20 protein-coding genes and 2 pseudogenes are annotated in these 21,409 nt (G+C 46.3%); 6 read left to right on the top strand and 16 right to left on the bottom strand.

The window, feature by feature from the left end:
- Positions 1-9: 9 nt before the first annotated feature.
- The 12 genes from tnpB to sdhC all read right to left on the bottom strand — a co-directional run bounded on the left by tnpB (position 10) and on the right by sdhC (position 11,433).
- Positions 10-345, bottom strand: a complete 336-nt coding sequence (tnpB, locus tag EAE91_RS14880; RefSeq protein ID WP_214089177.1) for an IS66 family insertion sequence element accessory protein TnpB — start codon at positions 343-345, stop codon at positions 10-12.
- Positions 339-641, bottom strand: a complete 303-nt coding sequence (gene tnpA, locus EAE91_RS14875; RefSeq protein ID WP_244868859.1) for an IS66 family insertion sequence element accessory protein TnpA — start codon at positions 639-641, stop codon at positions 339-341. Before tnpA ends, tnpB begins: the two co-directional genes overlap by 7 nt.
- 170 nt (positions 642-811) lie before the next feature.
- Positions 812-985, bottom strand: coding sequence for a site-specific integrase (locus tag EAE91_RS14870; protein ID WP_214089175.1), 174 nt, complete (start codon positions 983-985; stop codon positions 812-814).
- Between the two features lie 43 nt (positions 986-1,028).
- Positions 1,029-1,538, bottom strand: a complete 510-nt coding sequence (locus EAE91_RS14865; RefSeq protein ID WP_214089174.1) for a reverse transcriptase family protein — start codon at positions 1,536-1,538, stop codon at positions 1,029-1,031.
- A gap of 129 nt (positions 1,539-1,667) precedes the next feature.
- Positions 1,668-2,543: a succinate--CoA ligase subunit alpha gene (gene sucD, locus EAE91_RS14860; RefSeq protein ID WP_214089173.1), complete on the bottom strand. Its 876-nt coding sequence runs from the start codon at positions 2,541-2,543 to the stop codon at positions 1,668-1,670.
- 3 nt (positions 2,544-2,546) lie between these two features.
- Positions 2,547-3,713: an ADP-forming succinate--CoA ligase subunit beta gene (gene sucC / locus EAE91_RS14855; RefSeq protein WP_214089172.1), complete on the bottom strand. Its 1,167-nt coding sequence runs from the start codon at positions 3,711-3,713 to the stop codon at positions 2,547-2,549.
- A gap of 164 nt (positions 3,714-3,877) precedes the next feature.
- Positions 3,878-5,095, bottom strand: a complete 1,218-nt coding sequence (gene odhB, locus EAE91_RS14850; RefSeq protein WP_214089171.1) for a 2-oxoglutarate dehydrogenase complex dihydrolipoyllysine-residue succinyltransferase — start codon at positions 5,093-5,095, stop codon at positions 3,878-3,880.
- A 14-nt stretch (positions 5,096-5,109) separates the two neighbouring features.
- Complete coding sequence (gene sucA / locus EAE91_RS14845) at positions 5,110-7,917, bottom strand: 2-oxoglutarate dehydrogenase E1 component (protein ID WP_214089170.1); 2,808 nt, start codon at positions 7,915-7,917, stop codon at positions 5,110-5,112.
- 265 nt (positions 7,918-8,182) lie between these two features.
- Positions 8,183-8,899 (bottom strand): succinate dehydrogenase iron-sulfur subunit, encoded by a 717-nt coding sequence (locus tag EAE91_RS14840; protein WP_214089169.1) that lies wholly within the window; start codon positions 8,897-8,899, stop codon positions 8,183-8,185.
- 36 nt (positions 8,900-8,935) lie between these two features.
- Positions 8,936-10,702, bottom strand: a complete 1,767-nt coding sequence (gene sdhA, locus EAE91_RS14835; protein WP_214089168.1) for a succinate dehydrogenase flavoprotein subunit — start codon at positions 10,700-10,702, stop codon at positions 8,936-8,938.
- On the bottom strand, positions 10,703-11,050 hold the full coding sequence (gene sdhD / locus EAE91_RS14830; RefSeq protein ID WP_036780845.1) for a succinate dehydrogenase membrane anchor subunit: 348 nt from the start codon (positions 11,048-11,050) through the stop codon (positions 10,703-10,705).
- Complete coding sequence (gene sdhC / locus EAE91_RS14825; RefSeq protein WP_036812832.1) at positions 11,044-11,433, bottom strand: succinate dehydrogenase cytochrome b556 subunit; 390 nt, start codon at positions 11,431-11,433, stop codon at positions 11,044-11,046. Before sdhC ends, sdhD begins: the two co-directional genes overlap by 7 nt.
- An 869-nt stretch (positions 11,434-12,302) precedes the next feature.
- Here sdhC and EAE91_RS14820 point away from each other — a divergent pair.
- Positions 12,303-13,586: a citrate synthase gene (locus EAE91_RS14820; protein WP_214089167.1), complete on the top strand. Its 1,284-nt coding sequence runs from the start codon at positions 12,303-12,305 to the stop codon at positions 13,584-13,586.
- 72 nt (positions 13,587-13,658) lie between these two features.
- Here EAE91_RS14820 and EAE91_RS24295 read toward each other — a convergent pair whose 3' ends face one another.
- On the bottom strand, positions 13,659-14,003 hold the full coding sequence (locus EAE91_RS24295) for an RNA-guided endonuclease InsQ/TnpB family protein (RefSeq protein ID WP_244868857.1): 345 nt from the start codon (positions 14,001-14,003) through the stop codon (positions 13,659-13,661).
- Positions 14,004-14,131: 128 nt separating this feature from the next.
- Positions 14,132-14,470: pseudogene (locus tag EAE91_RS24290) on the bottom strand (helix-turn-helix domain-containing protein); the annotation flags it as partial.
- A gap of 59 nt (positions 14,471-14,529) precedes the next feature.
- Here EAE91_RS24290 and EAE91_RS25030 point away from each other — a divergent pair.
- Positions 14,530-14,640: pseudogene (locus EAE91_RS25030) on the top strand (IS200/IS605 family transposase); the annotation flags it as partial.
- 426 nt (positions 14,641-15,066) lie between these two features.
- On the opposite strand, the gene EAE91_RS14810 reads toward EAE91_RS25030, so the two are convergent.
- Both EAE91_RS14810 and EAE91_RS14805 read right to left on the bottom strand, forming a co-directional pair.
- A complete protein-coding gene (locus EAE91_RS14810) occupies positions 15,067-15,810 on the bottom strand; it encodes a type 2 GTP cyclohydrolase I (RefSeq protein WP_214089179.1) in 744 nt (247 codons plus the stop codon).
- A 66-nt stretch (positions 15,811-15,876) separates the two neighbouring features.
- Positions 15,877-16,086: a YbfA family protein gene (locus EAE91_RS14805; RefSeq protein ID WP_214089166.1), complete on the bottom strand. Its 210-nt coding sequence runs from the start codon at positions 16,084-16,086 to the stop codon at positions 15,877-15,879.
- 401 nt (positions 16,087-16,487) lie between these two features.
- Here EAE91_RS14805 and EAE91_RS14800 point away from each other — a divergent pair, with 401 nt between their 5' ends.
- The 4 genes from EAE91_RS14800 (at position 16,488) to kdpB (ending at position 21,399) form a co-directional block, all read left to right on the top strand.
- Positions 16,488-16,871, top strand: a complete 384-nt coding sequence (locus tag EAE91_RS14800; RefSeq protein ID WP_214089165.1) for a hypothetical protein — start codon at positions 16,488-16,490, stop codon at positions 16,869-16,871.
- 644 nt (positions 16,872-17,515) lie between these two features.
- Complete coding sequence (kdpF, locus tag EAE91_RS24280; protein WP_041379999.1) at positions 17,516-17,605, top strand: K(+)-transporting ATPase subunit F; 90 nt, start codon at positions 17,516-17,518, stop codon at positions 17,603-17,605.
- Positions 17,606-19,312, top strand: a complete 1,707-nt coding sequence (gene kdpA / locus EAE91_RS14790; RefSeq protein WP_214089164.1) for a potassium-transporting ATPase subunit KdpA — start codon at positions 17,606-17,608, stop codon at positions 19,310-19,312. It abuts the gene before it with no gap.
- A gap of 20 nt (positions 19,313-19,332) precedes the next feature.
- Positions 19,333-21,399, top strand: coding sequence for a potassium-transporting ATPase subunit KdpB (gene kdpB, locus EAE91_RS14785; protein ID WP_214089163.1), 2,067 nt, complete (start codon positions 19,333-19,335; stop codon positions 21,397-21,399).
- Positions 21,400-21,409: the final 10 nt, after the last annotated feature.

Below are 21,409 nucleotides of genomic sequence, written 5' to 3'. Positions count from 1 at the left end.
GTAGCGGAATTAGCTTCGCCAGCCGGACAGGTCATCTCCCTCGACTTGTTGCCAGTGAATGCCGCGGATGAGCCAGTCAAACTGGGCGGGCGTCATCACCCAGCTGCGCTCGCCCTGCTTCGGCCAGACAAAATGGGCCCGGTGCAGACGGCGGGTACACAGCCAGACGCCGTGTCGGTCCCAGCGCAACACCTTGAGACGGGAGCGGGCCTTGTTGCAGAAAACAAAAGCGGCCTCGTCCTGCCAGCGCAAATTCAGTCCCTCCAGGTGCCGGGTGAGGGCATCAATGCCCCGGCGCATGTCGACGGGCTCTCGCACCAGAAAGAGCTGTTGCGGTTTCAGCATCGGGCCAGTACCCGCATCACGTCAGGCAACAGCGTCAATGGACAGGCGATGGCATAGCCGTCTGGGGTATGCAGGGTAACGGTGCGCGCGTCGTCAGGCTGGAGTGAAACCGGCAAGAAGGCGGGCAGTGTCTGGCTGAGAGGCTGGCGCATTTTGTGACTGTCGGCAATCCAGTCGCGAAAAGCGGAAAAACTCAGCTGATGCTGTTCGCAATACTGTTTTCGGGTCAGGTCACTGTGGCACCATTGGGTCACATGTTGCTGTTTTTGTTCCGGGGTATATCGACTACGGCTCATGGTGTCAGTCTCCAGGTGAAGATAAGGAAGCAGTAGCGTGCATGGGCCGGAGAGGAAGAACAAGGTGAGATGACCGGACGTTTACAATGCAGATAGCTTATTCCATTGTGTATCTGTTAACATAGTTTACAGCATGATGGTGAGGTCTGGTTATTTTTTGGCGAAAACGATTATACCAAATCATGTTGTTCAATAATTCCTCTCAAAACGTCAACAGCCCCTAACAGAATGATGTCATAATCCCGCTTTCCGGAAGGGTTACCGCGATAAATCGCTGCCAGTAACCTGAGCAGATCGTCTTTTTTCCAGACAGAGGGTATTTTGGTTTGCTTACGTGTCTGCATACAGGGAAGCGAATCAGAGAAATGAGTGGCAATCCTCTTTTCGTTATAAAGAAACCGAAGAAAACATCGAAGTCCACAGAGAACGAACTGTCCAGCTCAAGCATCCAATTGACTTTCCTCTCCTCTCCATAATTGCCACATTCAGCGCGTCCAGTGCATCGTGTAGCCTTCTGCCTGGTCTGAACCCATACGAGAAGCCGAGAAAATCGGTCTCGTAGATTTGATTTAAGACCGTGACAACCGCTTGCTGCACGATTTTGTCCTCCAAACGCAGTATACTCAATGGCCTTTCTGTCCCGTCTTCTTTCAGGATCCTCACCTGCCTTGCCGGCTGGGGCCTATATTGCCCACGATGAAGTCTGCCGTGGAGCGCATGGAAATTATTTTGCAGATTTTCTGCATAGTTTTCCCATGTGATACCCTCGCAGCCCGGTACAGATTGACGTTTAAGTTGCTGAAAAATCTGACATAACAGTTCTTCACTGATGTGATAAAAAAGGTGAGTAAACTGTTGTTTCCTATCCTTCTTTGCTGCTTTTCGCACAGCCAGCAAGCGTAACGTCGTATTGACAAAGGTGGAATTTGAAATTTTCGATGCTAAAGAACCTATTTTTAACGGGCTTTTTTAACGATATGAGGCCACTTCACAGCGGCCTCATAGATAAATATTTCTGATCAACGCTTACTTACCAGCAAGTAAATCTTTCACAGCATCACCGATGTCTGCCAGACTGCGGACCGTCTTCACACCCGCCTCTTCCAAAGCAGCAAATTTTTCGTCCGCCGTTCCTTTACCACCTGCGATGATGGCACCAGCATGCCCCATACGCTTGCCTTTTGGTGCAGTCACACCCGCGATGTAGGCAACAACCGGTTTAGTGACGTACTCTTTAATATAAGCCGCTGCTTCTTCTTCCGCTGTTCCGCCAATTTCACCAATCATTACGATGGCTTCTGTTTGTGGATCTTCCTGGAACAATTTCAGGATATCAATGAAGTTAGAACCTGGAATTGGATCACCACCGATACCAACGCAGGTAGATTGGCCTAAACCTGCATCCGTTGTCTGTTTTACCGCTTCATAAGTCAGCGTTCCTGAGCGGGAAACGATGCCAACTTTACCTGCTTGATGAATGTGGCCCGGCATAATACCGATCTTACATTCATCCGGCGTGATAACACCCGGACAGTTAGGGCCGATCATACGCACACCCGCTTCATCCAGTTTCACTTTAACCGCCAGCATATCCAGCGTCGGAATACCTTCAGTAATGGTGATGATCAGTTTAATTCCAGCGTCGATCGCTTCCAGAATAGAATCTTTACAGAATGGCGCGGGAACATAGATAACAGAAGCCGTTGCCCCTGTTGCTTCTACCGCTTCACGAACGGTATTGAAAACCGGTAATCCTAGATGCTCAGTACCACCCTTACCCGGCGTTACCCCACCAACCATCTGGGTACCGTAAGCAATCGCTTGTTCTGAATGGAAAGTACCTTGGCTGCCAGTGAACCCCTGACAAATAACTTTGGTGTTTTTATCAATTAAAATAGACATTATTTATTTTGCCCCCACTGCTGCTACTGCTTGCTTAGCTGCATCTGTCAAGCTGGTTGCGGCAATGATATTTAAACCACTGTCAGCCAGTTTTTTCGCACCCAGATCAGCATTGTTTCCTTCCAAACGAACAACAACCGGTACGTGAACTCCTACTTCTTCCACCGCACCAATAATACCGTCAGCAATCAGGTCACAACGAACAATACCACCAAAGATGTTAACCAATACCGCTTTCACATTTTCATCTGACAAGATAATTTTAAACGCTTCTGTAACGCGCTCTTTGGTTGCACCACCACCGACATCAAGGAAGTTAGCTGGCGCACCGCCATGCAATTTAACGATATCCATCGTTCCCATTGCCAAGCCAGCACCGTTTACCATGCAACCAATATTGCCATCCAGCGCGACATAGTTCAGCTCCCACTGTGCCGCCTGAGCTTCACGAGGATCTTCCTGAGATGGGTCATGCATTTCACGCAATTCAGCCTGACGGAACAGTGCGTTACCATCAGCGCCCAGTTTGCCATCCAGACAAATCAAATCACCTTGAGTCGTAATAACCAATGGGTTAATTTCAACCAGAGCCAGATCACGCTCCAGGAACAGGTTTGCCACCCCTAAGAAAATTTTAGTGAACTGGCTGACTTGTTTACCGGTTAAACCCAATTTAAATGCCAGTTCACGCCCCTGATAAGGCATAGGACCAATCAGCGGGTCGATAATCGCTTTATGAATCAGTTCCGGAGTCTCTTCCGCAACTTTTTCAATTTCAACACCACCTTCAGTAGAAGCCATGAACACTACACGACGCGTACCACGATCAACCACAGCACCGAGATACAGCTCTTTCGCAATGTCAGTTGCCCCTTCCACTAAAATCTGACGAACAGGCTGCCCTTGCGCATCTGTTTGGTAAGTGACCAAACGTCTGCCTAGCCACTGTTCTGCGAAAGTGCGAATTTCTTCTTTACTGTTAACCACTTTCACACCGCCCGCTTTACCGCGACCGCCAGCATGAACCTGGCACTTCACCACCCAAGGGCCAGCGCCGATTTTAGATGCAGCTTCTTCTGCCTCACGCGGTGTCGTGCAGGCATAACCAGCCGGAGCGGGTAAACCATACCGTGCAAAAAGCTGTTTTGCCTGATACTCGTGTAAATTCATGATGTTCTATCCATAATTAAGTCTGAGAAGAGCAAAAAATTGGTAAGTTGCTCTCTGATTTTTTTTGTTGCTCTGGTACAGCTAGCCCAAAGACTAGCTGTACATATACATTTGTTTACTTCAGACTGGGCAGATATTAGCGCGTATCCGCCCTGATTATGTTGCTATACGTCCAGCAGCAAACGTGCAGGATCTTCCAGCATTTCTTTGATGGTCACCAGGAAGCCTACAGACTCACGCCCGTCAATCAGACGGTGGTCATAAGACAGCGCCAGGTACATCATTGGAAGGATCTCCACCTGACCATTAACTGCCATTGGGCGATCTTTGATGGCATGCATACCAAGAATCGCACTTTGTGGTGGGTTAATGATTGGCGTAGACATTAAGGAGCCAAATACACCGCCATTAGTAATGGTAAAGTTACCACCCGTCAGCTCTTCAACGGTCAATTTGCCGTCGCGGCCTTTGATAGCCAGCTCTTTAATGCGTTTTTCGAGATCAGCCATGCTCAATGCATCAGCATCACGTAGTACAGGCGTTACCAGACCACGCGGTGTCGATACCGCAATACTGATATCGAAATAGTTGTGGTAAACCACATCAGTGCCATCAATAGAAGCATTCACTTCTGGATAGCGTTTCAGTGCTTCAACCACGGCTTTCACATAGAAAGACATAAAGCCCAGACGCACACCGTGGCGCTTTTCAAACGCCTCGCCGTACTGTTTACGCATGTCTTGAATGGGCTTCATGTTAACTTCGTTAAATGTCGTCAACATCGCGGTGTTGTTTTTCGCTTCCAGCAGACGTTCAGCCACACGCTTACGCAAGCGGGTCATTGGAACACGTTTTTCACTGCGGTGTGGCAACAGAGAATCCTGGGCAGAAACAGGGGCTTCTGCGGATTTGCTAGCCACTTTTTCGTTATCAGCCATGTATTTTTCCACGTCTTCACGGACAATACGTCCACCAACACCACTGCCTTTAATCGCTTTAGCATCAAGATCATGCTCGGCAATCAAACGGCGGACCGCCGGACTGAGCGCATCATTGCTCTCTTCTTCTAAACCCGCTGTCTGGCGTTTCGCCAAAGTCGCTTCTGTCTTTTCTTTTATTTCCGCCGGCTTGCCGGTGTTATCACCCAGACGGATACGACCAAGAAGCTGACGGGACAGAACTGTGGCGTCTTTCTCTTCCAAAATGGCTTCTAAAACACCCGCTTCACTAGCAGGCACTTCCAGCACAACTTTATCTGTTTCGATTTCAACCAGCACTTCATCACGTTCAACACGGTCACCCTCTTTTTTGTGCCAAACTGCCACAGTGGCATCAGCAACAGATTCAGGCAGATCCGGAACCAGAATATCTACGCTACTCATTTTATATCCTTTATTTATTCAACGTTCAGTGCGTCATTAACCAGCTCTTGTTGTTGTTGCTGGTGAACTGACGTATATCCAACTGCCGGGGAAGCAGACGCAGGACGACCTGCATAACGTAAAGAAGCCCCGAACGGGATCACTTCACGGAAGTTGTGCTGACTGCAATACCAGGCCCCCTGATTTAATGGCTCTTCCTGGCACCAGACAAAATCATGTACATGAGCATACTGTTCCAGTGTTGACTGAACATCCTGATGCGGGAATGGATATAGCTGCTCAATACGCACGATAGCGACATCAGTTTGTTCATTTTTACGACGTTGCTCCAACAGGTCGTAATAGACTTTACCTGAACAAAGTACAACTCGTTTAACGCCTTTCGGATCAAGAGCGTCAGTTTCACCAATCACTGTCTGGAATTTACCGTTAGCCAGTTCATCCAGGCTAGAAACAGCTAATGGGTGGCGCAACAGTGATTTTGGCGACATAACGATCAACGGACGGCGCATACCGCGCAAAGCCTGACGGCGAAGCATATGGTAGACCTGGGCTGGCGTTGATGGTACACAAACCTGCATGTTCTGTTCTGCGCATAGTTGCAGATAACGCTCCAAACGGGCTGAAGAGTGTTCAGGCCCCTGCCCTTCATAACCATGCGGCAACAACATCACCAGACCGCACATACGGCCCCATTTCTGCTCACCAGAGCTGATGAATTGGTCAATAACAACCTGTGCACCGTTGGCAAAATCACCAAACTGAGCTTCCCAGATTGTCAGAGCACGAGGTTCTGTTGTTGCATAGCCATACTCAAATGCCAACACCGCTTCTTCGGACAGGACAGAATCCCAAACATCGAATGCTCCCTGACCGTTATGAACGTTCGCCAGAGGAACATAAACAGAACCGTCAGCCTGATTATGGATAACAGCATGACGATGGAAGAAGGTACCACGACCAGCATCTTCACCAGACAAACGAACCGGAACACCTTCATCCACTAAAGTCGCGTAGGCCAATGTTTCTGCGCCGCCCCAATCGAACAATTTATCGCCGTTTGCCATCTCTGCACGGTCGTTATAAATTTTCACTACACGGGAGTGCATTGTCACTTCTTCCGGGACAGAGCTGATACGTCTACCCAGATCTTGCAAACGCTTCACATCTACTTTATGTGGATACTCTTCATCCCATTCGTGATTAAGATAAGGCTCCCAAGTAAATGAGTGCAGCCCCATTGAGCGCCACTCATCAACGACACAATCACCACGGTCGAGGGCATCACGATACAGGTTAACCATCTCGGTCACATCATCGACTGATATCAAGTTCTCAGCCGCCAGCTTGTCACCATAGATTTTACGTGGCGTTGGGTGTTTCTTGATTTTCTGATACATCATTGGCTGAGTTGCACTGGGCTCATCAGCTTCGTTATGACCATGACGGCGATAACAGACCAGATCGATCATCACATCACATTTGAAGGTATTACGGAAATCCAGTGCTAAACGGGTGACAAACGCCACCGCTTCTGGATCATCTGCATTAACGTGGAAAATCGGTGCCTGTACCATTTTGATAATATCGGTACAGTATTGTGTTGAACGGGCATCTTTCGGGTTAGACGTTGTGAAACCGATCTGGTTATTGATGACAATACGAATTGTACCGCCTACCTCATAACCACGAGCCTGAGACATGTTCAGCGTTTCCTGCACCACTCCCTGTCCGGTAACAGCCGCATCACCGTGGATAGTGATTGGCAATACCATATTGCTGCGGCCTTCATCCAGACGGTCACGGCGGGCGCGTACTGAACCAATAACGACAGGGCTGACAATCTCAAGGTGAGATGGGTTAAATGCTAATGCCAAATGAACCTTAGCCCCTTCGGTGGCAAAATCAGACGAGAAACCCTGATGATATTTCACGTCACCGGTACCAAGGTGCTCTTTATGCTTACCAGCAAACTCATCAAACAGATCAGCCGGTTTTTTACCTAAGATATTAACCAAGACGTTGAGGCGACCACGGTGAGCCATTCCTAGCACAACTTCTCGTGTGTCATGTTTACCCGCATGGCGGATAAGATCCTTCAACATGGGGATTAGCGCATCACCACCTTCAAGAGAGAAACGTTTCGCTCCCGGAAACTTAGCTCCCAGATAACGCTCCAAACCTTCCGCCGCCGTCAGTTCCGCCAGAAAACGCCGCTTTTCCTCGACACTAAACTGAGAGCTGACAGTCACAGACTCCAGACGCTGCTGAATCCAACGTTTTTCTTCCGTATTGGTGATGTGCATGTATTCAGCGCCAATAGAACCGCAATAGGTGCGTTTCAGCGCTTCATACAAATCAGCCAATTTCATCGTCTCTTTGCCGATTGCAAAAGAACCTACGTTAAACGTCTCTTCAAAATCAGCTTCCGTCAGATTATGGAAAGCAGGATCTAAATCAGGAACACTATCCTGTTTCCATAATCCCAACGGGTCTAGATTCGCATTTTGATGACCGCGGAAGCGGAATGCGTTGATGAGCTGCAAAACTTTAACTTGTTTTGCATCCATTGCTGGATCGCTGACAGAGGAGTGATAACGCGTAGTATCTTTCGCAAGACGGCGGAAGTAATCACGCGTCTGCGAGTGGAGTTGTTCGCCGTTGAGTCCCGCATTCGGCAATTGTTGGAAAATCTCTCTCCAACTTGCATCAACGGAGTTTGGATCGGTTATATAGTCTTCATAGATCTGCTCTATGTAAGACTGGTTTGAACCAGCCAGGAAGCTTGAATCCAGCCAGTCCTTCATTGCGCCGTTCTGCATTGTGATCCCTTAAGCTTTAAAAGCTTTAGTTTTCGCCGTGGTTAACTATTACCGTTTAAATACGGTATCGATAAAAGGTTCATTTGGACGTGCTTTATGCATGTTCTCTTTTGGGTTTCGGAACCCTTCAAGGAACCTTTAAAAACCGTCTCATCGTTTTTAAAGGTTCCTCGCCTCAAGCTTTTGTCATCATTAGCAGTTGGCAACTCATACTCTTCAATTCTTTGTGCCCTCCACAAGGAAAATCTCGCGGAGGGCGGACCTATTATGCACTATGTTTCAGTAACATAGACTTAATATGGCCAATAGCTTTTGTTGGATTTAACCCTTTAGGGCACACACTGACACAATTCATGATGCTATGGCAACGGAAAACACTGAAAGCATCATTCAGCTTGTCTAATCGTGAAGCCGTTTCAGTATCACGGCTGTCAATCAGGAAGCGATATGCTGCCAGTAAACCCGCAGGCCCGATAAATTTATCAGGGTTCCACCAGAATGACGGACAGGAAGTTGAACAACATGCACACAGGATACACTCGTACAGACCATCGAGTTTTTCCCTTTGTGCAGGTGATTGTAAATGTTCACGGGCCGGTGGGTTTTTACCGTCATTCAGCAAATATGGGCGAATCTTCTCATATTGCGCATAGAATTGCCCCATATCTACAACCAGGTCACGGATAACCGGCAAGCCGGGCAACGGACGGATAACAATTTTCTTGCTACCACGCCGTAAAACCGAAACAGGCGTAATACAGGCCAAGCCATTTTTACCATTCATGTTGAGGCCATCAGAACCACAAACACCTTCACGGCAAGAACGACGGAAAGAGAGTGTTGGGTCCTGCTCTTTAAGCTGGATCAACGCATCCAGCAACATCATGTCACGCCCTTCTTCTGCTTCCAGCGTGTAATCCTGCATACGAGGAGCGCCGTCAACATCCGGGTTGTAACGATAAATCGAAAATTCAAGTTTCATAATCTATTCCTCCGCAACTGGATTATCAGCAACTCATTAGTAAGTACGCGCTTTCGGCGGAAATGCTTCACGCAGTTTTGGCTGCATGTTGACATTACGACGAGTCATAGTTTCAGTTTGCGGTAGATAGAGGGTATGGCATAACCAGTTCGCATCATCACGATCCGGATAATCGAAACGGCTGTGAGCACCACGGCTTTCAGTACGGAAGTTAGCAGCAACAGCCGTAGAAAATGCCGTCTCCATCAGGTTATCAAGCTCCAGACACTCAATTCTCTGAGTATTGAACTCTGAGGAAGTATCGTCCAAACGGGCATTTTTCAGGCGTTCACGGATAACTTTAAGTTCTTCCAGCCCTTTCGCCATTGCATCACCCTCACGGAATACCGAGAAGTTATTCTGCATGCACGCTTGCAAATCTTTACGAATTTTAACCGGGTCTTCACCAGTGCTCGCGCTATTCCAACGGTTCAGGCGTTGCAGGGATACTTCGATGTCAGATTCGCTGGCTTCGCGGCTAGTACCCTGCTCCATCAGCGATTCTTTCAGGTGCAAACCGGCAGAGCGGCCAAACACCACTAAGTCCAACAGAGAGTTACCCCCCAGACGGTTTGCGCCATGAACCGATACACAGGCAATTTCACCGACAGCAAACAGGCCCGGAATAACCACATCTTCGCCTTTCTCGTTAATAGTCAGTGCCTGACCGGTCACTTTAGTCGGGATTCCTCCCATCATATAGTGACAAGTTGGAATAACCGGAATAGGTTCTTTTACCGGATCAACGTGGGCGAAAGTACGGGATAACTCAAGAATGCCCGGCAGACGGGACTCCAGCACCTCTTTGCCCAAATGATCCAGTTTCAGCTTAGCATGAGGCCCCCAAGGACCATCACAACCACGGCCTTCGCGGATTTCGATCATGATGGAACGTGCCACTACATCACGACCAGCCAGATCTTTAGCATTTGGTGCATAACGCTCCATAAAGCGCTCACCATCTTTATTCAACAAATAACCACCTTCACCACGGCAGCCTTCTGTTACCAGAACACCCGCCCCCGCGATACCAGTTGGGTGGAATTGCCACATTTCCATATCCTGTACAGGTACACCCGCACGCAGCGCCATACCTACACCATCACCGGTATTAATGTGAGCATTAGTGGTTGATTGATAAATACGACCGGCACCACCCGTTGCCAGAATAGTTGCCTTCGCTTTGAAATAAACCACTTCACCGGTTTCAATAGAGATCGCAGTACAACCAACAATGCTGCCATCCTGATTTTTAACCAGATCCAACGAATACCATTCAGAAAAAATAGTGGTGTGATTTTTTAAGTTCTGCTGATACAGCGTATGCAACAGGGCATGACCGGTACGATCTGCCGCCGCGGCTGTACGCGCTGCCTGTTCACCACCAAAGTTTTTTGACTGGCCACCGAATGGACGTTGATAAATACGACCGTCATCCAAACGCGAGAATGGCAACCCCATGTGTTCCAGTTCCAGAATTGCCTCTGGCCCAGTCTTACACATGTACTCAATCGCATCCTGGTCACCGATATAGTCGGAACCTTTCACCGTGTCATACATGTGCCATTCCCAGTTATCATCATGGGAGTTACCCAACGCAACGGTGATCCCCCCCTGCGCGGATACAGTATGAGAACGGGTTGGGAATACTTTGGAAATCAAAGCACAAGATAATCCCATTTGTGAAATTTGCAACGCAGCGCGCATGCCAGCGCCACCCGCACCAATAACGACTGCATCAAACTCTCTTACTGGCAGTTTCATCTATACACCCCACACCACAATTGTTCCGTAAATCAAGTAAGCCATCAGTGCAACGATAATCGCTAATTGCAGCATTAAACGCAGTGCCAGCGGCTTTACATAGTCAGTTAGTACTTGCCACATACCAATCCAGGCGTGAGCCAGAATGGAAAACAGTGCCAGCACAGTGAAGACTTTAGTGATGGATGAGGCGAAGAAACCCCGCCAGACTTCATAAGTGATATCCGACGTTGTAACGACAAAGCCCAGCATATAAAGAACATATAAAACAATAATCATTGCGGACGCGCGCAATAATAGCCAATCATGGATACCCGTGCGACCCAATGCAGATGCGTTACTTACCATACCAGTACTCCAGCCAGAATCGACAGAATAACAGCAATCCCGATTGCCACTTTGGCAGAGAGACTACCGACCGCTAAGTTTTCCTCCAAGTAGCCGAAATCCATCAGCATATGGCGGATACCACCACAGATATGGTAAGCCAGTGCGGTCAGAATGCCCCACACAATAAACTTGGCGAAAAATCCCGTCATAATATCGGCGGCTTGCTGAAACCCTTCTTGCGAGGAGAGAGACATTCCTAACAACCAGAGGAGAATTCCTACTGCTACGAAAGTAATGACGCCAGAGACACGGTGCAAGATCGAGGCTATTGCAGAGACTGGAAAGTGTATCGTCTGCAAATCAAGGTTGACAGGTCTTTGTTTTTTCACAATTTTGCCCACACAGCTCTTTTATTATTTTCCTTCCTCCGGACCTGGGCGGAAATCAGACAGCGATAAGGGGATACAAAGACACAACATTTAACCAAACGATAGATCTTCGATGTTAAAAGATGTTGTGATTTAGTTACGCTGGGTGCTCCTACAGCAGGGTAATCCGGAGACCTGGCGGCAGTATATGTGCTTCACATTATTATTACAATTCCAACACAATATGATTAGCTACATTTCCACTGAACAGTGATTAAGATCACGATTCAAACATATTGCACAAAATTAATTATCTTGTTTGACAAACTTTAAACATTTATCTTACATATATGGTTGAAAACACTTTTGAGATTGATTTTTGATAAGAGGAAAGACCTCAAGAAAAGCTAAAGTTATGTAACTGTGTAGTCCGCACGAATCATAATTATTTTTGTAGTCAATGCATACAACATAACTCTCAAAAATTCGCTAACAACCTGAAAACCATTGTCGTCCGGGGTGAGATTTCAGCCTTAAATGTGATATTGGCCTGATTTCAGCTTTTCCCCGGTAGTACAGTGTCAGGGGACACAGTATAAGAAACTATTCCACCAGGCATCATAGGTATAGACCATTCTTGTCAAGAAATTGAGAACACAGATTGCACAGCAACCGGAATATGCACACAGTCTGTAAGAGGCGATTCACTCACAAATCGCTCACTGGCGCGGGCCACACCAAAGTGCATTCAAAAGTGACCGGCTTTTGTCAGAGCACCGTCCAAGCCCGTTCTTGATGACAAAGAATAGTCGATAAAATAGCCTGATAAGATAGACTCTATACGGTGTCTTTCTGCCGTGGTTGTTAAGAGTTATAAAAATGAAAGCGCTAAGGAGACTGTAATGGCAGATAACAAAGCAACTCTAACCCCAGACGGTTCAGTTGCTATTGAATTGGACGTGCTAACACCGACCCTTGGGTCTAAAGTCATCGACGTTCGTACTCTCGGCTCCCAAGGTTTCTATACCTACGACCCTGGTTTTACTTCTACAGCATCTTGCGAATCCAAGATCACCTATATTGATGGTAACGAAGGTGTATTGCTGCACCGTGGCTTCCCTATCGACCAGCTAGCGACAAAATCTACTTATCTGGAAGTCTGCTATATCCTGCTGTACGGTGAAACACCAACACAAGAACAGTTTGATAAATTCAAAAAAACTATCACCCGTCACACCATGATCCATGAACAGATCCATCGCCTGTTCAACGGCTTCCGCCGTGATTCACACCCGATGGCGGTGCTGTGCGGTGTTACCGGCGCTCTGGCTGCTTTCTATCATGATGCTCTGGATGTGAACAATCCACGTCACCGTGACATTACCGCATACCGTCTGCTGTCAAAAATGCCGACAGTGGCCGCCATGTGCTACAAATACTCTATTGGTCAACCATTCGTTTACCCACGCAATGACCTCTCCTACGCAGGCAACTTCCTGCACATGATGTTCGCTACACCATGCGAAGATTATAAAGTGAACCCAGTATTGGAACGCGCTATGGATCGCATTTTAATCCTGCATGCGGACCACGAACAAAACGCGTCTACCTCAACAGTTCGTACCGCCGGTTCTTCCGGTGCCAATCCATTTGCCTGTATTGCCGCAGGTATTGCTTCTCTCTGGGGACCTGCTCATGGCGGCGCAAACGAAGCTTGTCTGCGTATGTTGGAAGAAATTCAGTCAGTTGAACATATTCCGGAATTTATTAACCGGGCCAAAGATAAGAACGATGCTTTCCGTCTGATGGGATTTGGTCATCGTGTTTACAAAAACTATGATCCTCGCGCAACCGTCATGCGTGAAACCTGCCATGAAGTGCTAGATGAACTCGGCCTGAATGACAGCCTGCTGGAAGTTGCTATGGAGCTTGAACGTATTGCTCTACACGACCCCTATTTTATTGAGAAGAAACTGTATCCGAACGTGGATTTCTACTCAGGCATTATCCTGAAAGCAATGGGGATTCCATCCACCATGTTCACTGTTATTTTCGCCATTGCCCGTACTATCGGCTGGATCGCTCACTGGAATGAAATGCATGATGATGGCGTGAAAATTGCTCGCCCACGTCAACTCTATACCGGCTACACAAAACGTGATTTCGAAAGCCAGCTTGAAAAATAATAATAAAATTCGATTACGATAAGGGCAAAGCTGTGACTGCTCCACGCCGCAAACGGCGAGGCTTCCCACTTCTCAGGCCGCTACCGTCGATATAACGGATTTACGCGGGCCTCCGTGGGCAGAAACGACGAGTCCCGCCGCCTGTAATTCTGTTGTGCCCTTGCACTGGATGTTGAGCGCCGCATTGATATCGCGGTCATGTTCGACACCACAGCAAGGGCATAGCCAGATCCGCTTATGCAGCGGCATTTCCGGCACTTTGTGGCCGCAGCAATGGCAGGTTTTCGAGCTGGCGAACCACTGATCCAGTTTGACCAGATGAACGCCCGCCGCCGCGGCTTTGTATTCCAGTTTCTTGATGAAGCCATGCCAGCCAGCATCCCCGATAGCCCGAGCAAGGTGGTGATTCTTCATCATATTGGCCGATTAACCCATATCACACCCTGTCACGCGGGTGATAACGCCCGGCTTTTCCGGTACATCCCAACCATCGTCACACAGGATAGCGGCGAAATATCCAGCACTTTCACCCCAATACAGTGATAGCTGGATTGCCGGCCGTGTTTGCGTTTGAACGTGGGAAATTTGGCTTGCAACTTCGGATTGAAGAAATTATCAAACGCGGCATTCAGATTGATCACCGCCTGCTGTAACGCGATGGCGTCATATGCCTTGAGCCAGGCGTACTTGCGTGATTTCTTCGCGACCGCCAGTAGCGGTTTAAGATCTTTGCGCGGATTTAAACTCACACCGTGACGTCTATAAGCATGCTTTTTGATGTGCAGCGCCTTATTGTACGCAAAACGGACCGCACCGAACTGGCCGTTAAGATACGCGGCCTGTTCGGGTGTGGGGTAGAGGCGGACTTTGGTCGCTCTTAACATATTCAGCGCTCATTGAGAAAGTGCCTTCATTTTAGCCTGTGACAGGAAGATATCAACGGGTTGTGCATTTGATATTCACGACAAAATCCCGTCGAAAGCGCTTTGATGGACGGATGATACACCCGTTACGTGAGGTATTCAGTTCAGCGGTGGCAAAGCTGGGATGTGAAAGGGTTTATCGGTCTGCACACACCGTGCCAAATCTAATCATGTTGACGTTGTAATCAATTTTCAAGATACAAGGGTTTACCGCAGTTTTTGCTAGCTTAATAGCTAGGGCTTTATTTAATTGGAAAGATTATTCAGTGAAATTTGATGCCATACCAGTACGGCTTAAAGCACCGTAAAAATTGATCTCATCATCTTCCTTGTGTATGCTCGTTATCCAAGAGTAGGTACAAGCGACTTACTCTCTAAATTATCAAACGTAGCCTCTATTTGCGTGTGTAGCAAGATCACCAGGATCAAAATTCACAGTTCTATGAATCGGATAGAATAACGTTATTGACAAAAAACGTTAGTTATGAAAAGCCTGTCAAAAGCTTTGAAGCCCGCCGTTGGTGGGCTTCGTTTATTTCTGTCTTAGGGAAACGTGATCAAGCCGGATTTGGAATATCGATAAAAGTGACATCCAAGCCATAATTACCAGCCAACCACTCCCCCAAAGCCTTAATACCATAACGCTCAGTGGCATGATGACCCGCAGCATAAAAATGCAGCCCCATTTCACGGGCGATATGAACCGTCTGCTCAGACACTTCACCGGTAATGAAAGCATCAACACCAAATTCAGCCGCTTGTTGAATAAAACTCTGACCACCGCCGGTACACCAGGCAAGCGTGCGAATCTCCGCAGGTGCATTGTCACCGACATGAAACGCTTTGCGACCAAGCGCTTGTTCAATACGTGAAGTTAACTCCACCGGCGTTATCGGCTGTTCAAATTCCCCATGCGGCACGAATGCATCAATTAATCCAACAACTTTCGCATTAATCAAACGGGCTAATTGAGCGTTATTTCCCAGTGATGGATGAGCATCAAGGGGCAGATGATAACCGTATAAATTGATATCATTACAGAGCAAAGTTTTCAGGCGATTACGTTTCATCCCACGAATCACTGCTGGCTCATTTTTCCAAAAATAGCCATGATGAACGAGAATGGCATCAGCCTGATGACGAACCGCTTCATCCAATAAAGCCTGACAAGCAGTAACACCAGTAACAACTCGCTGAATATGAGCACGCCCCTCAACTTGTAAACCGTTGGGGGCGTAATCCTGAAACTCGTTAATTTTCAGTTCTCGGTTAATCACATTTTCCAGCTCAATATTACGCATCATATTCGTCCTGTATATTAATTGTATGGCAATAATATACCGCTACCTGCCTACAATTGTCAGTTGTTAGCCGTTTTTGACGGCCAAAACCTGCTCTGACTGTTTTAACCATACGGGTTTATCGCTGGTTTTTATCCATATACGATACAAATAACTGTAAAAACGGACGCGATCACGACGAAACAACATAACCGGAAACGCCAGGATACCGAAAGTGACAGCGCCAATACGGCGTAAAAGAACTTGATACCAAGGATACTCACGATATGAAGACATATTAGTCCCCCTTAAAATAATCCCACTTTTCCGCAGAATCTTAAAAATAATCAATCTGTAAATTGTTTAAAATTTTATCGCAAAAAATGAAAATTTACCACTTATCAGACCACTTTTAAGCCGTTATTATCGCTACATTTTCTATTTTATGTAATTTTATTACATAAAATATGATAAAAATGTAATATTACAAACATTTTATTAACAGCCAGTGAAAATGAAATTAACGATACAGGCATTTGGAAATATCCGTTTGACGCTAGCGATAAAAGCAAGGATTGCCAATATGAAGACTTTCATTGATAATCATTATATAAACACAGAAAAACGATATGAGTCTTTGCGCCATACTATTTTCCAGAATGATCGTAGATTAACTATGACAGATAACAGGAGGAAAGATGAAGGTATTAACTGTTATATTATTAATATTAGTAATAAATGTTTCAGGTTGTGTCTCCAAAAAACACGCTTTTTCGATTGACTATAAAGCAAATGGCGAAACTTTTCATTTAACTCCATTATGTATAGAGGAAATTTTTCCGGAAAAAGGAGATAATTACTATTCCATTTTCATCAAAGTAAAAAATAACTCTCATTGTAGCAAACCATTTAATCTCTTTATAAAGCAAAACGTAGGAAAAAAACTATCTGTTTTCTTTAATAATAAACCAATATTGAAAAACACCAATATAGTTACGCCAATGCATGTCGAAAATGGCTTCTATCAGGCAATAGACTCGAATATAACATTTGAAGAAATAGAAAAACATTTAACCAATTGAAAAACAACATTTTTTAACATAAAAAGCATTTAATTAAATGTTTTTTTTAAAAAATTCAAATATTGAGTATTTTTTGTCAATCCCTGACAATCATATTAATACTAAACGATGGATTCGCATAATAAGTAAAAATGATTTTCCCTATACTGTAAAATCCCAATCAATTTAATTTCCAATATGCTCCGTTATAATTAGTAAAATAAAAATATTATATATCAAGCTTTAACATTCCGATTAATTTAGCAATATTATCAATAATATATAAATAATCAGAACGTTCATGTGCAGAATTATCCATTAATTTAAAATCACCTAATGCCCCTAACCATTCACTTTCCCATAAGTGTATCTCCTGCTGAAAAAGGGAATTATTGTAATAGTTCTAAACAAGATAGGTTTCTATTTAAGTCTTCTGTGATTAGTTATTTTTACACTTTTTTTACACATCCATTCACTCTTTTATCAGCTTCTTTGCATCTCCTTCCCTAATCTTTACCCAATGGATTTCAAGATGCATCGCGACGGCAAGGGAGCAAATCCCCGGGAGCATAGAGAACTATGTGACTGGGGTGAGTGCAGCTAACAAAGAGGCAACTTGAAAGATAACGGGTATTTATTTATCCAAGTTTTCAGGAGATTAAGCAGTGAGCATATTCTTCATTTCCGGCGCGTTATTAGTAGCCCTGTTACTGGTTTATCTGATCTATGCACTACTTCATGCGGAGGATTTTTAAATGGCAGCATCCGCTTTTTTATTGATCACCAGTTTCTTACTGATTTTGATGTTACTGGCAAAACCACTCGGAAACGTTATCGCCAATATGATCGACGGTAATATTCCACGCGGGCTGACTAAAGCAGAATCAAGCCTTTGGCGTTGCTGCGGCTTACAGAAACCTGGCGGCACAGTCAAAGAAATGAACTGGTGGCAATATGCATTAGCTATTATTCTTTTTAATTTAACCGGACTATTACTGCTATTCACGCTTTTAGTTACACAACAAACCCTCCCTCTTAATCCTGAACATTTCCTTGGACTCAAATGGGACTTGGCGCTGAATACAACGGTCAGCTTTATCACCAATACCGATTGGCAGGCATACAGTGGAGAAAACACATTAAGCTATTTTAGCCAAATGACAGGTCTAACCGTGCAGAACTTTCTTTCTGCGGCAACCGGTATTGCAGTGGCATTTGCGCTGATACGCGCATTTTCCCGTCATGGCGTCAACACCGTAGGAAACGCCTGGGTTGATATCACACGTATCACACTTTATCTGCTGTTACCACTGTCTATAATTATTACGTTAGTTTTTGTCAGTCAGGGCGTAATTCAAAATTTCGAGCCGTATCAATTAGCTCATACCATTGAAGGCCAACCGCAATTGATCCCGATGGGACCCGTCGCCTCACAGGAAGCCATTAAATTATTGGGAACCAATGGCGGTGGATTCTTTGGTGCTAGCTCATCACACCCGTTTGAAAATCCAACCGCTATCAGCAATTTCGTTCAGATACTGTCTATCTTCTTGATCCCTTGCGCCCTCTGTTTTGCTTTTGGGCAAGTGGTTGGTGATAACCGCCAAGGACACGCTCTATTGTGGGCAATGAGCATCATCTTTGTCATTGCCACCATAGGAGTCATGTATGCCGAACTGAAAGGGAATCCCCATTTCAGCCTGTTAGGTGCCAACAGTAATATCAATATGGAAGGTAAAGAGAATCGCTTTGGCATCCTCGCAACCTCCATTTATGCCGTCGTAACAACCGCTGCTTCCTGTGGAGCAGTCAATTCTATGCATGATTCTTTCACTGCCCTTGGCGGCATGATCCCAATGTGGTTGATCCAAATTGGCGAAGTCGTGTTTGGCGGTGTGGGTTCTGGTTTATACGGTATGTTACTGTTCGTTCTGCTGACTGTTTTTATCGCCGGTTTAATGATAGGCCGAGCCCCTGAATATCTCGGTAAAAAAATCGAAGTATTCGAGATAAAAATGGTGGCTCTGGCGATTCTGGTTACTCCTACACTAGCTCTTTTAGGAACCGCACTTGCCATATCCACCACCAGTGGGCGTGCCGGTATTCTGAACCCCGGCGCTCACGGTTTCAGTGAAGTGCTCTATGCCCTCTCCTCCGCGGCCAACAATAATGGCAGTGCTTTCGCGGGCTTAAATGCCAACAGTATGTTCTACAACCTGTTGCTAGCCATCATCCTGTTTTTAGGTCGCTTTGGCATGATCCTGCCAATACTTGCTATTGCCGGCTCTTTGGTCGTAAAAAAACGCCAGCCTGCCAGCAACGGTACACTCCCTACTTACAGCCCACTATTTATCAGTCTATTGATTTTGACCATCATGCTAATCGGTGCGTTGACTTTTATTCCGGCTCTGATCCTTGGCCCGGTAATTGAACATTTACAAACCTGGCTAACGGCCCGATAAGAGCTAAGGAGAGGAATACCATGACCAACAAGCAACAGACATTATTCAAACCCGCTTTGATTCGTAATGCCCTGATTGATTCAGTCAAAAAATGTCATCCGGCCGCACAATGGCGTAACCCAGTGATGTTTGTCGTCTATCTAGGCAGTGGGTTAACCACCATTTTATGGATCGCCATGTTAGCGGGTCAATTTAAGGGAAATGCGTTGTTCACCGGTAACATCACCTTATGGCTGTGGTTTACTGTGCTATTCGCCAACTTTGCCGAAGCACTGGCAGAAGGCAGAAGCAAAGCTCAAGCGGCCAGTCTTAAAGGGATAAGAAAAACTAGTTGGGCAACTAAACTCACCTCAGCCAATCGCAACGCAGCCAGAGAGAAAGTCCCTTCTGACAGCCTGCGCAAAGGGGATATCGTCATTATTGAAGCCGGTGAAACTATCCCTTGCGATGGTGAAGTTATCGAAGGTGGCGCTTCTGTTGACGAAAGCGCCATCACCGGAGAATCTGCCCCAGTTATCCGTGAATCTGGCGGTGATTTTTCCTCTGTGACTGGCGGCACCCATGTACTATCTGACTGGCTGGTGGTCGAATGTTCCGTTAATCCCGGTGAAACTTTTCTTGACCGCATGATTTCAATGGTGGAAGGGGCTAAACGTCGTAAAACCCCAAACGAGATCGCACTGACTATCCTATTGACGGCTCTGACAATCATTTTTCTATTGGTATGTGTCACCCTACTGCCATTTTCAATATTCAGTGTGGAAGCTAACCAATCTGGTCAACCTATCACTGTTACGGTATTGATAGCGTTATTAGTCTGTCTTATTCCTACCACTATTGGTGGTTTACTTTCTGCAATTGGTGTCGCAGGCATGAGCCGCATGCTAGGTGCAAATGTTATTGCCACCAGCGGACGAGCCGTTGAAGCAGCGGGTGATGTGGATGTGTTGTTACTGGATAAAACCGGGACCATCACCTTGGGAAATCGCCAAGCCTCTCAGTTTCTGCCCGTGCCAGGCATAACCGAACAGCAGTTGGCGGATGCCGCCCAACTCTCTTCTTTAGCCGATGAAACACCGGAAGGTCGCAGCATTGTCATTCTGGCAAAACAGCGATTCAATCTGCGTGAACGTGATCTGCGCTCATTGAACGCAACTTTTGTGCCTTTCTCTGCCATGACGCGAATGAGTGGTGTGAATGTGGAAAACCGCATGATCCGCAAAGGCGCTGTCGATGCAATCCGCCGCCATATTGAAGTCAATCACGGAAAATTCCCAGACGCAGTGGAAATTTTGGTACAGACCGTGGCACGTAAAGGGGGTACCCCGCTGGTTGTCGCAGAAAATCAACAGGTACTGGGAGTTGTCGCGCTAAAAGACATCGTGAAAGGCGGTATTAAAGAGCGATTCAGTGAAATGCGCCGTATGGGAATCAAGACCGTTATGATTACCGGCGATAACCGTCTGACCGCGGCTGCGATTGCCGCAGAAGCTGGAGTAGATGACTTTCTGGCGGAAGCTACCCCCGAAGCCAAACTAGCCCTGATCCGCCAATATCAATCCGAAGGCCGTCTGGTCGCCATGACCGGTGATGGCACTAATGATGCCCCCGCACTTGCTCAGGCCGATGTTGCCGTTGCTATGAATTCAGGCACTCAGGCAGCCAAGGAAGCCGGCAATATGGTGGATCTGGATTCCAACCCAACCAAACTGATTGAAGTTGTCCATATTGGTAAACAGATGTTGATGACACGTGGCTCTCTGACCACATTCAGTATCGCCAATGATATCGCAAAATATTTTGCTATTATTCCGGCGGCGTTTGCCGTTACTTACCCACAATTAAATGTCTTGAATATCATGCACCTGCATTCGCCCAGTTCGGCGATTTTATCGACAGTTATCTTTAACGCACTGATTATTGTTTTCTTGATCCCATTAGCTCTAAAAGGCGTGAGCTACCGACCAATGAATGCCTTGTCGCTTTTACGCCGCAATCTGTGGATTTATGGTCTGGGTGGTCTGATAGCGCCTTTCATCGGCATCAAACTGATAGATATGTTGCTGACTTTGCTGATACTTAAATAAAGGTGATGAA

Source organism: Photorhabdus noenieputensis (assembly GCF_018448935.1).
In the GTDB taxonomy this organism is placed as follows: Bacteria; Pseudomonadota; Gammaproteobacteria; order Enterobacterales; family Enterobacteriaceae; genus Photorhabdus; species Photorhabdus noenieputensis.
The sequence above is the reverse complement of the archived record's forward strand: the minus strand, read 5'-3'. Positions and strand labels throughout refer to the sequence as shown.

Excerpts from the sequence above, each read along its gene's own strand:
- tnpB (WP_214089177.1), bottom strand. The coding sequence starts at position 345 with ATGCTGAAACCGCAACAGCTCTTTCTGGTGCGAGAGCCCGTCGACATG.
- tnpA (WP_244868859.1), bottom strand. The coding sequence starts at position 641 with ATGAGCCGTAGTCGATATACCCCGGAACAAAAACAGCAACATGTGACC.
- EAE91_RS14870 (WP_214089175.1), bottom strand. The coding sequence starts at position 985 with ATGCAGACACGTAAGCAAACCAAAATACCCTCTGTCTGGAAAAAAGAC.
- sucD (WP_214089173.1), bottom strand. The coding sequence starts at position 2,543 with ATGTCTATTTTAATTGATAAAAACACCAAAGTTATTTGTCAGGGGTTC.
- sucC (WP_214089172.1), bottom strand. The coding sequence starts at position 3,713 with ATGAATTTACACGAGTATCAGGCAAAACAGCTTTTTGCACGGTATGGT.
- odhB (WP_214089171.1), bottom strand. The coding sequence starts at position 5,095 with ATGAGTAGCGTAGATATTCTGGTTCCGGATCTGCCTGAATCTGTTGCT.
- sucA (WP_214089170.1), bottom strand. The coding sequence starts at position 7,917 with ATGCAGAACGGCGCAATGAAGGACTGGCTGGATTCAAGCTTCCTGGCT.
- EAE91_RS14840 (WP_214089169.1), bottom strand. The coding sequence starts at position 8,899 with ATGAAACTTGAATTTTCGATTTATCGTTACAACCCGGATGTTGACGGC.
- sdhA (WP_214089168.1), bottom strand. The coding sequence starts at position 10,702 with ATGAAACTGCCAGTAAGAGAGTTTGATGCAGTCGTTATTGGTGCGGGT.
- sdhD (WP_036780845.1), bottom strand. The coding sequence starts at position 11,050 with ATGGTAAGTAACGCATCTGCATTGGGTCGCACGGGTATCCATGATTGG.
- EAE91_RS14820 (WP_214089167.1), top strand. The coding sequence starts at position 12,303 with ATGGCAGATAACAAAGCAACTCTAACCCCAGACGGTTCAGTTGCTATT.
- EAE91_RS24295 (WP_244868857.1), bottom strand. The coding sequence starts at position 14,003 with ATGATGAAGAATCACCACCTTGCTCGGGCTATCGGGGATGCTGGCTGG.
- EAE91_RS14810 (WP_214089179.1), bottom strand. The coding sequence starts at position 15,810 with ATGCGTAATATTGAGCTGGAAAATGTGATTAACCGAGAACTGAAAATT.
- EAE91_RS14805 (WP_214089166.1), bottom strand. The coding sequence starts at position 16,086 with ATGTCTTCATATCGTGAGTATCCTTGGTATCAAGTTCTTTTACGCCGT.
- EAE91_RS14800 (WP_214089165.1), top strand. The coding sequence starts at position 16,488 with ATGAAGGTATTAACTGTTATATTATTAATATTAGTAATAAATGTTTCA.
- kdpA (WP_214089164.1), top strand. The coding sequence starts at position 17,606 with ATGGCAGCATCCGCTTTTTTATTGATCACCAGTTTCTTACTGATTTTG.
- kdpB (WP_214089163.1), top strand. The coding sequence starts at position 19,333 with ATGACCAACAAGCAACAGACATTATTCAAACCCGCTTTGATTCGTAAT.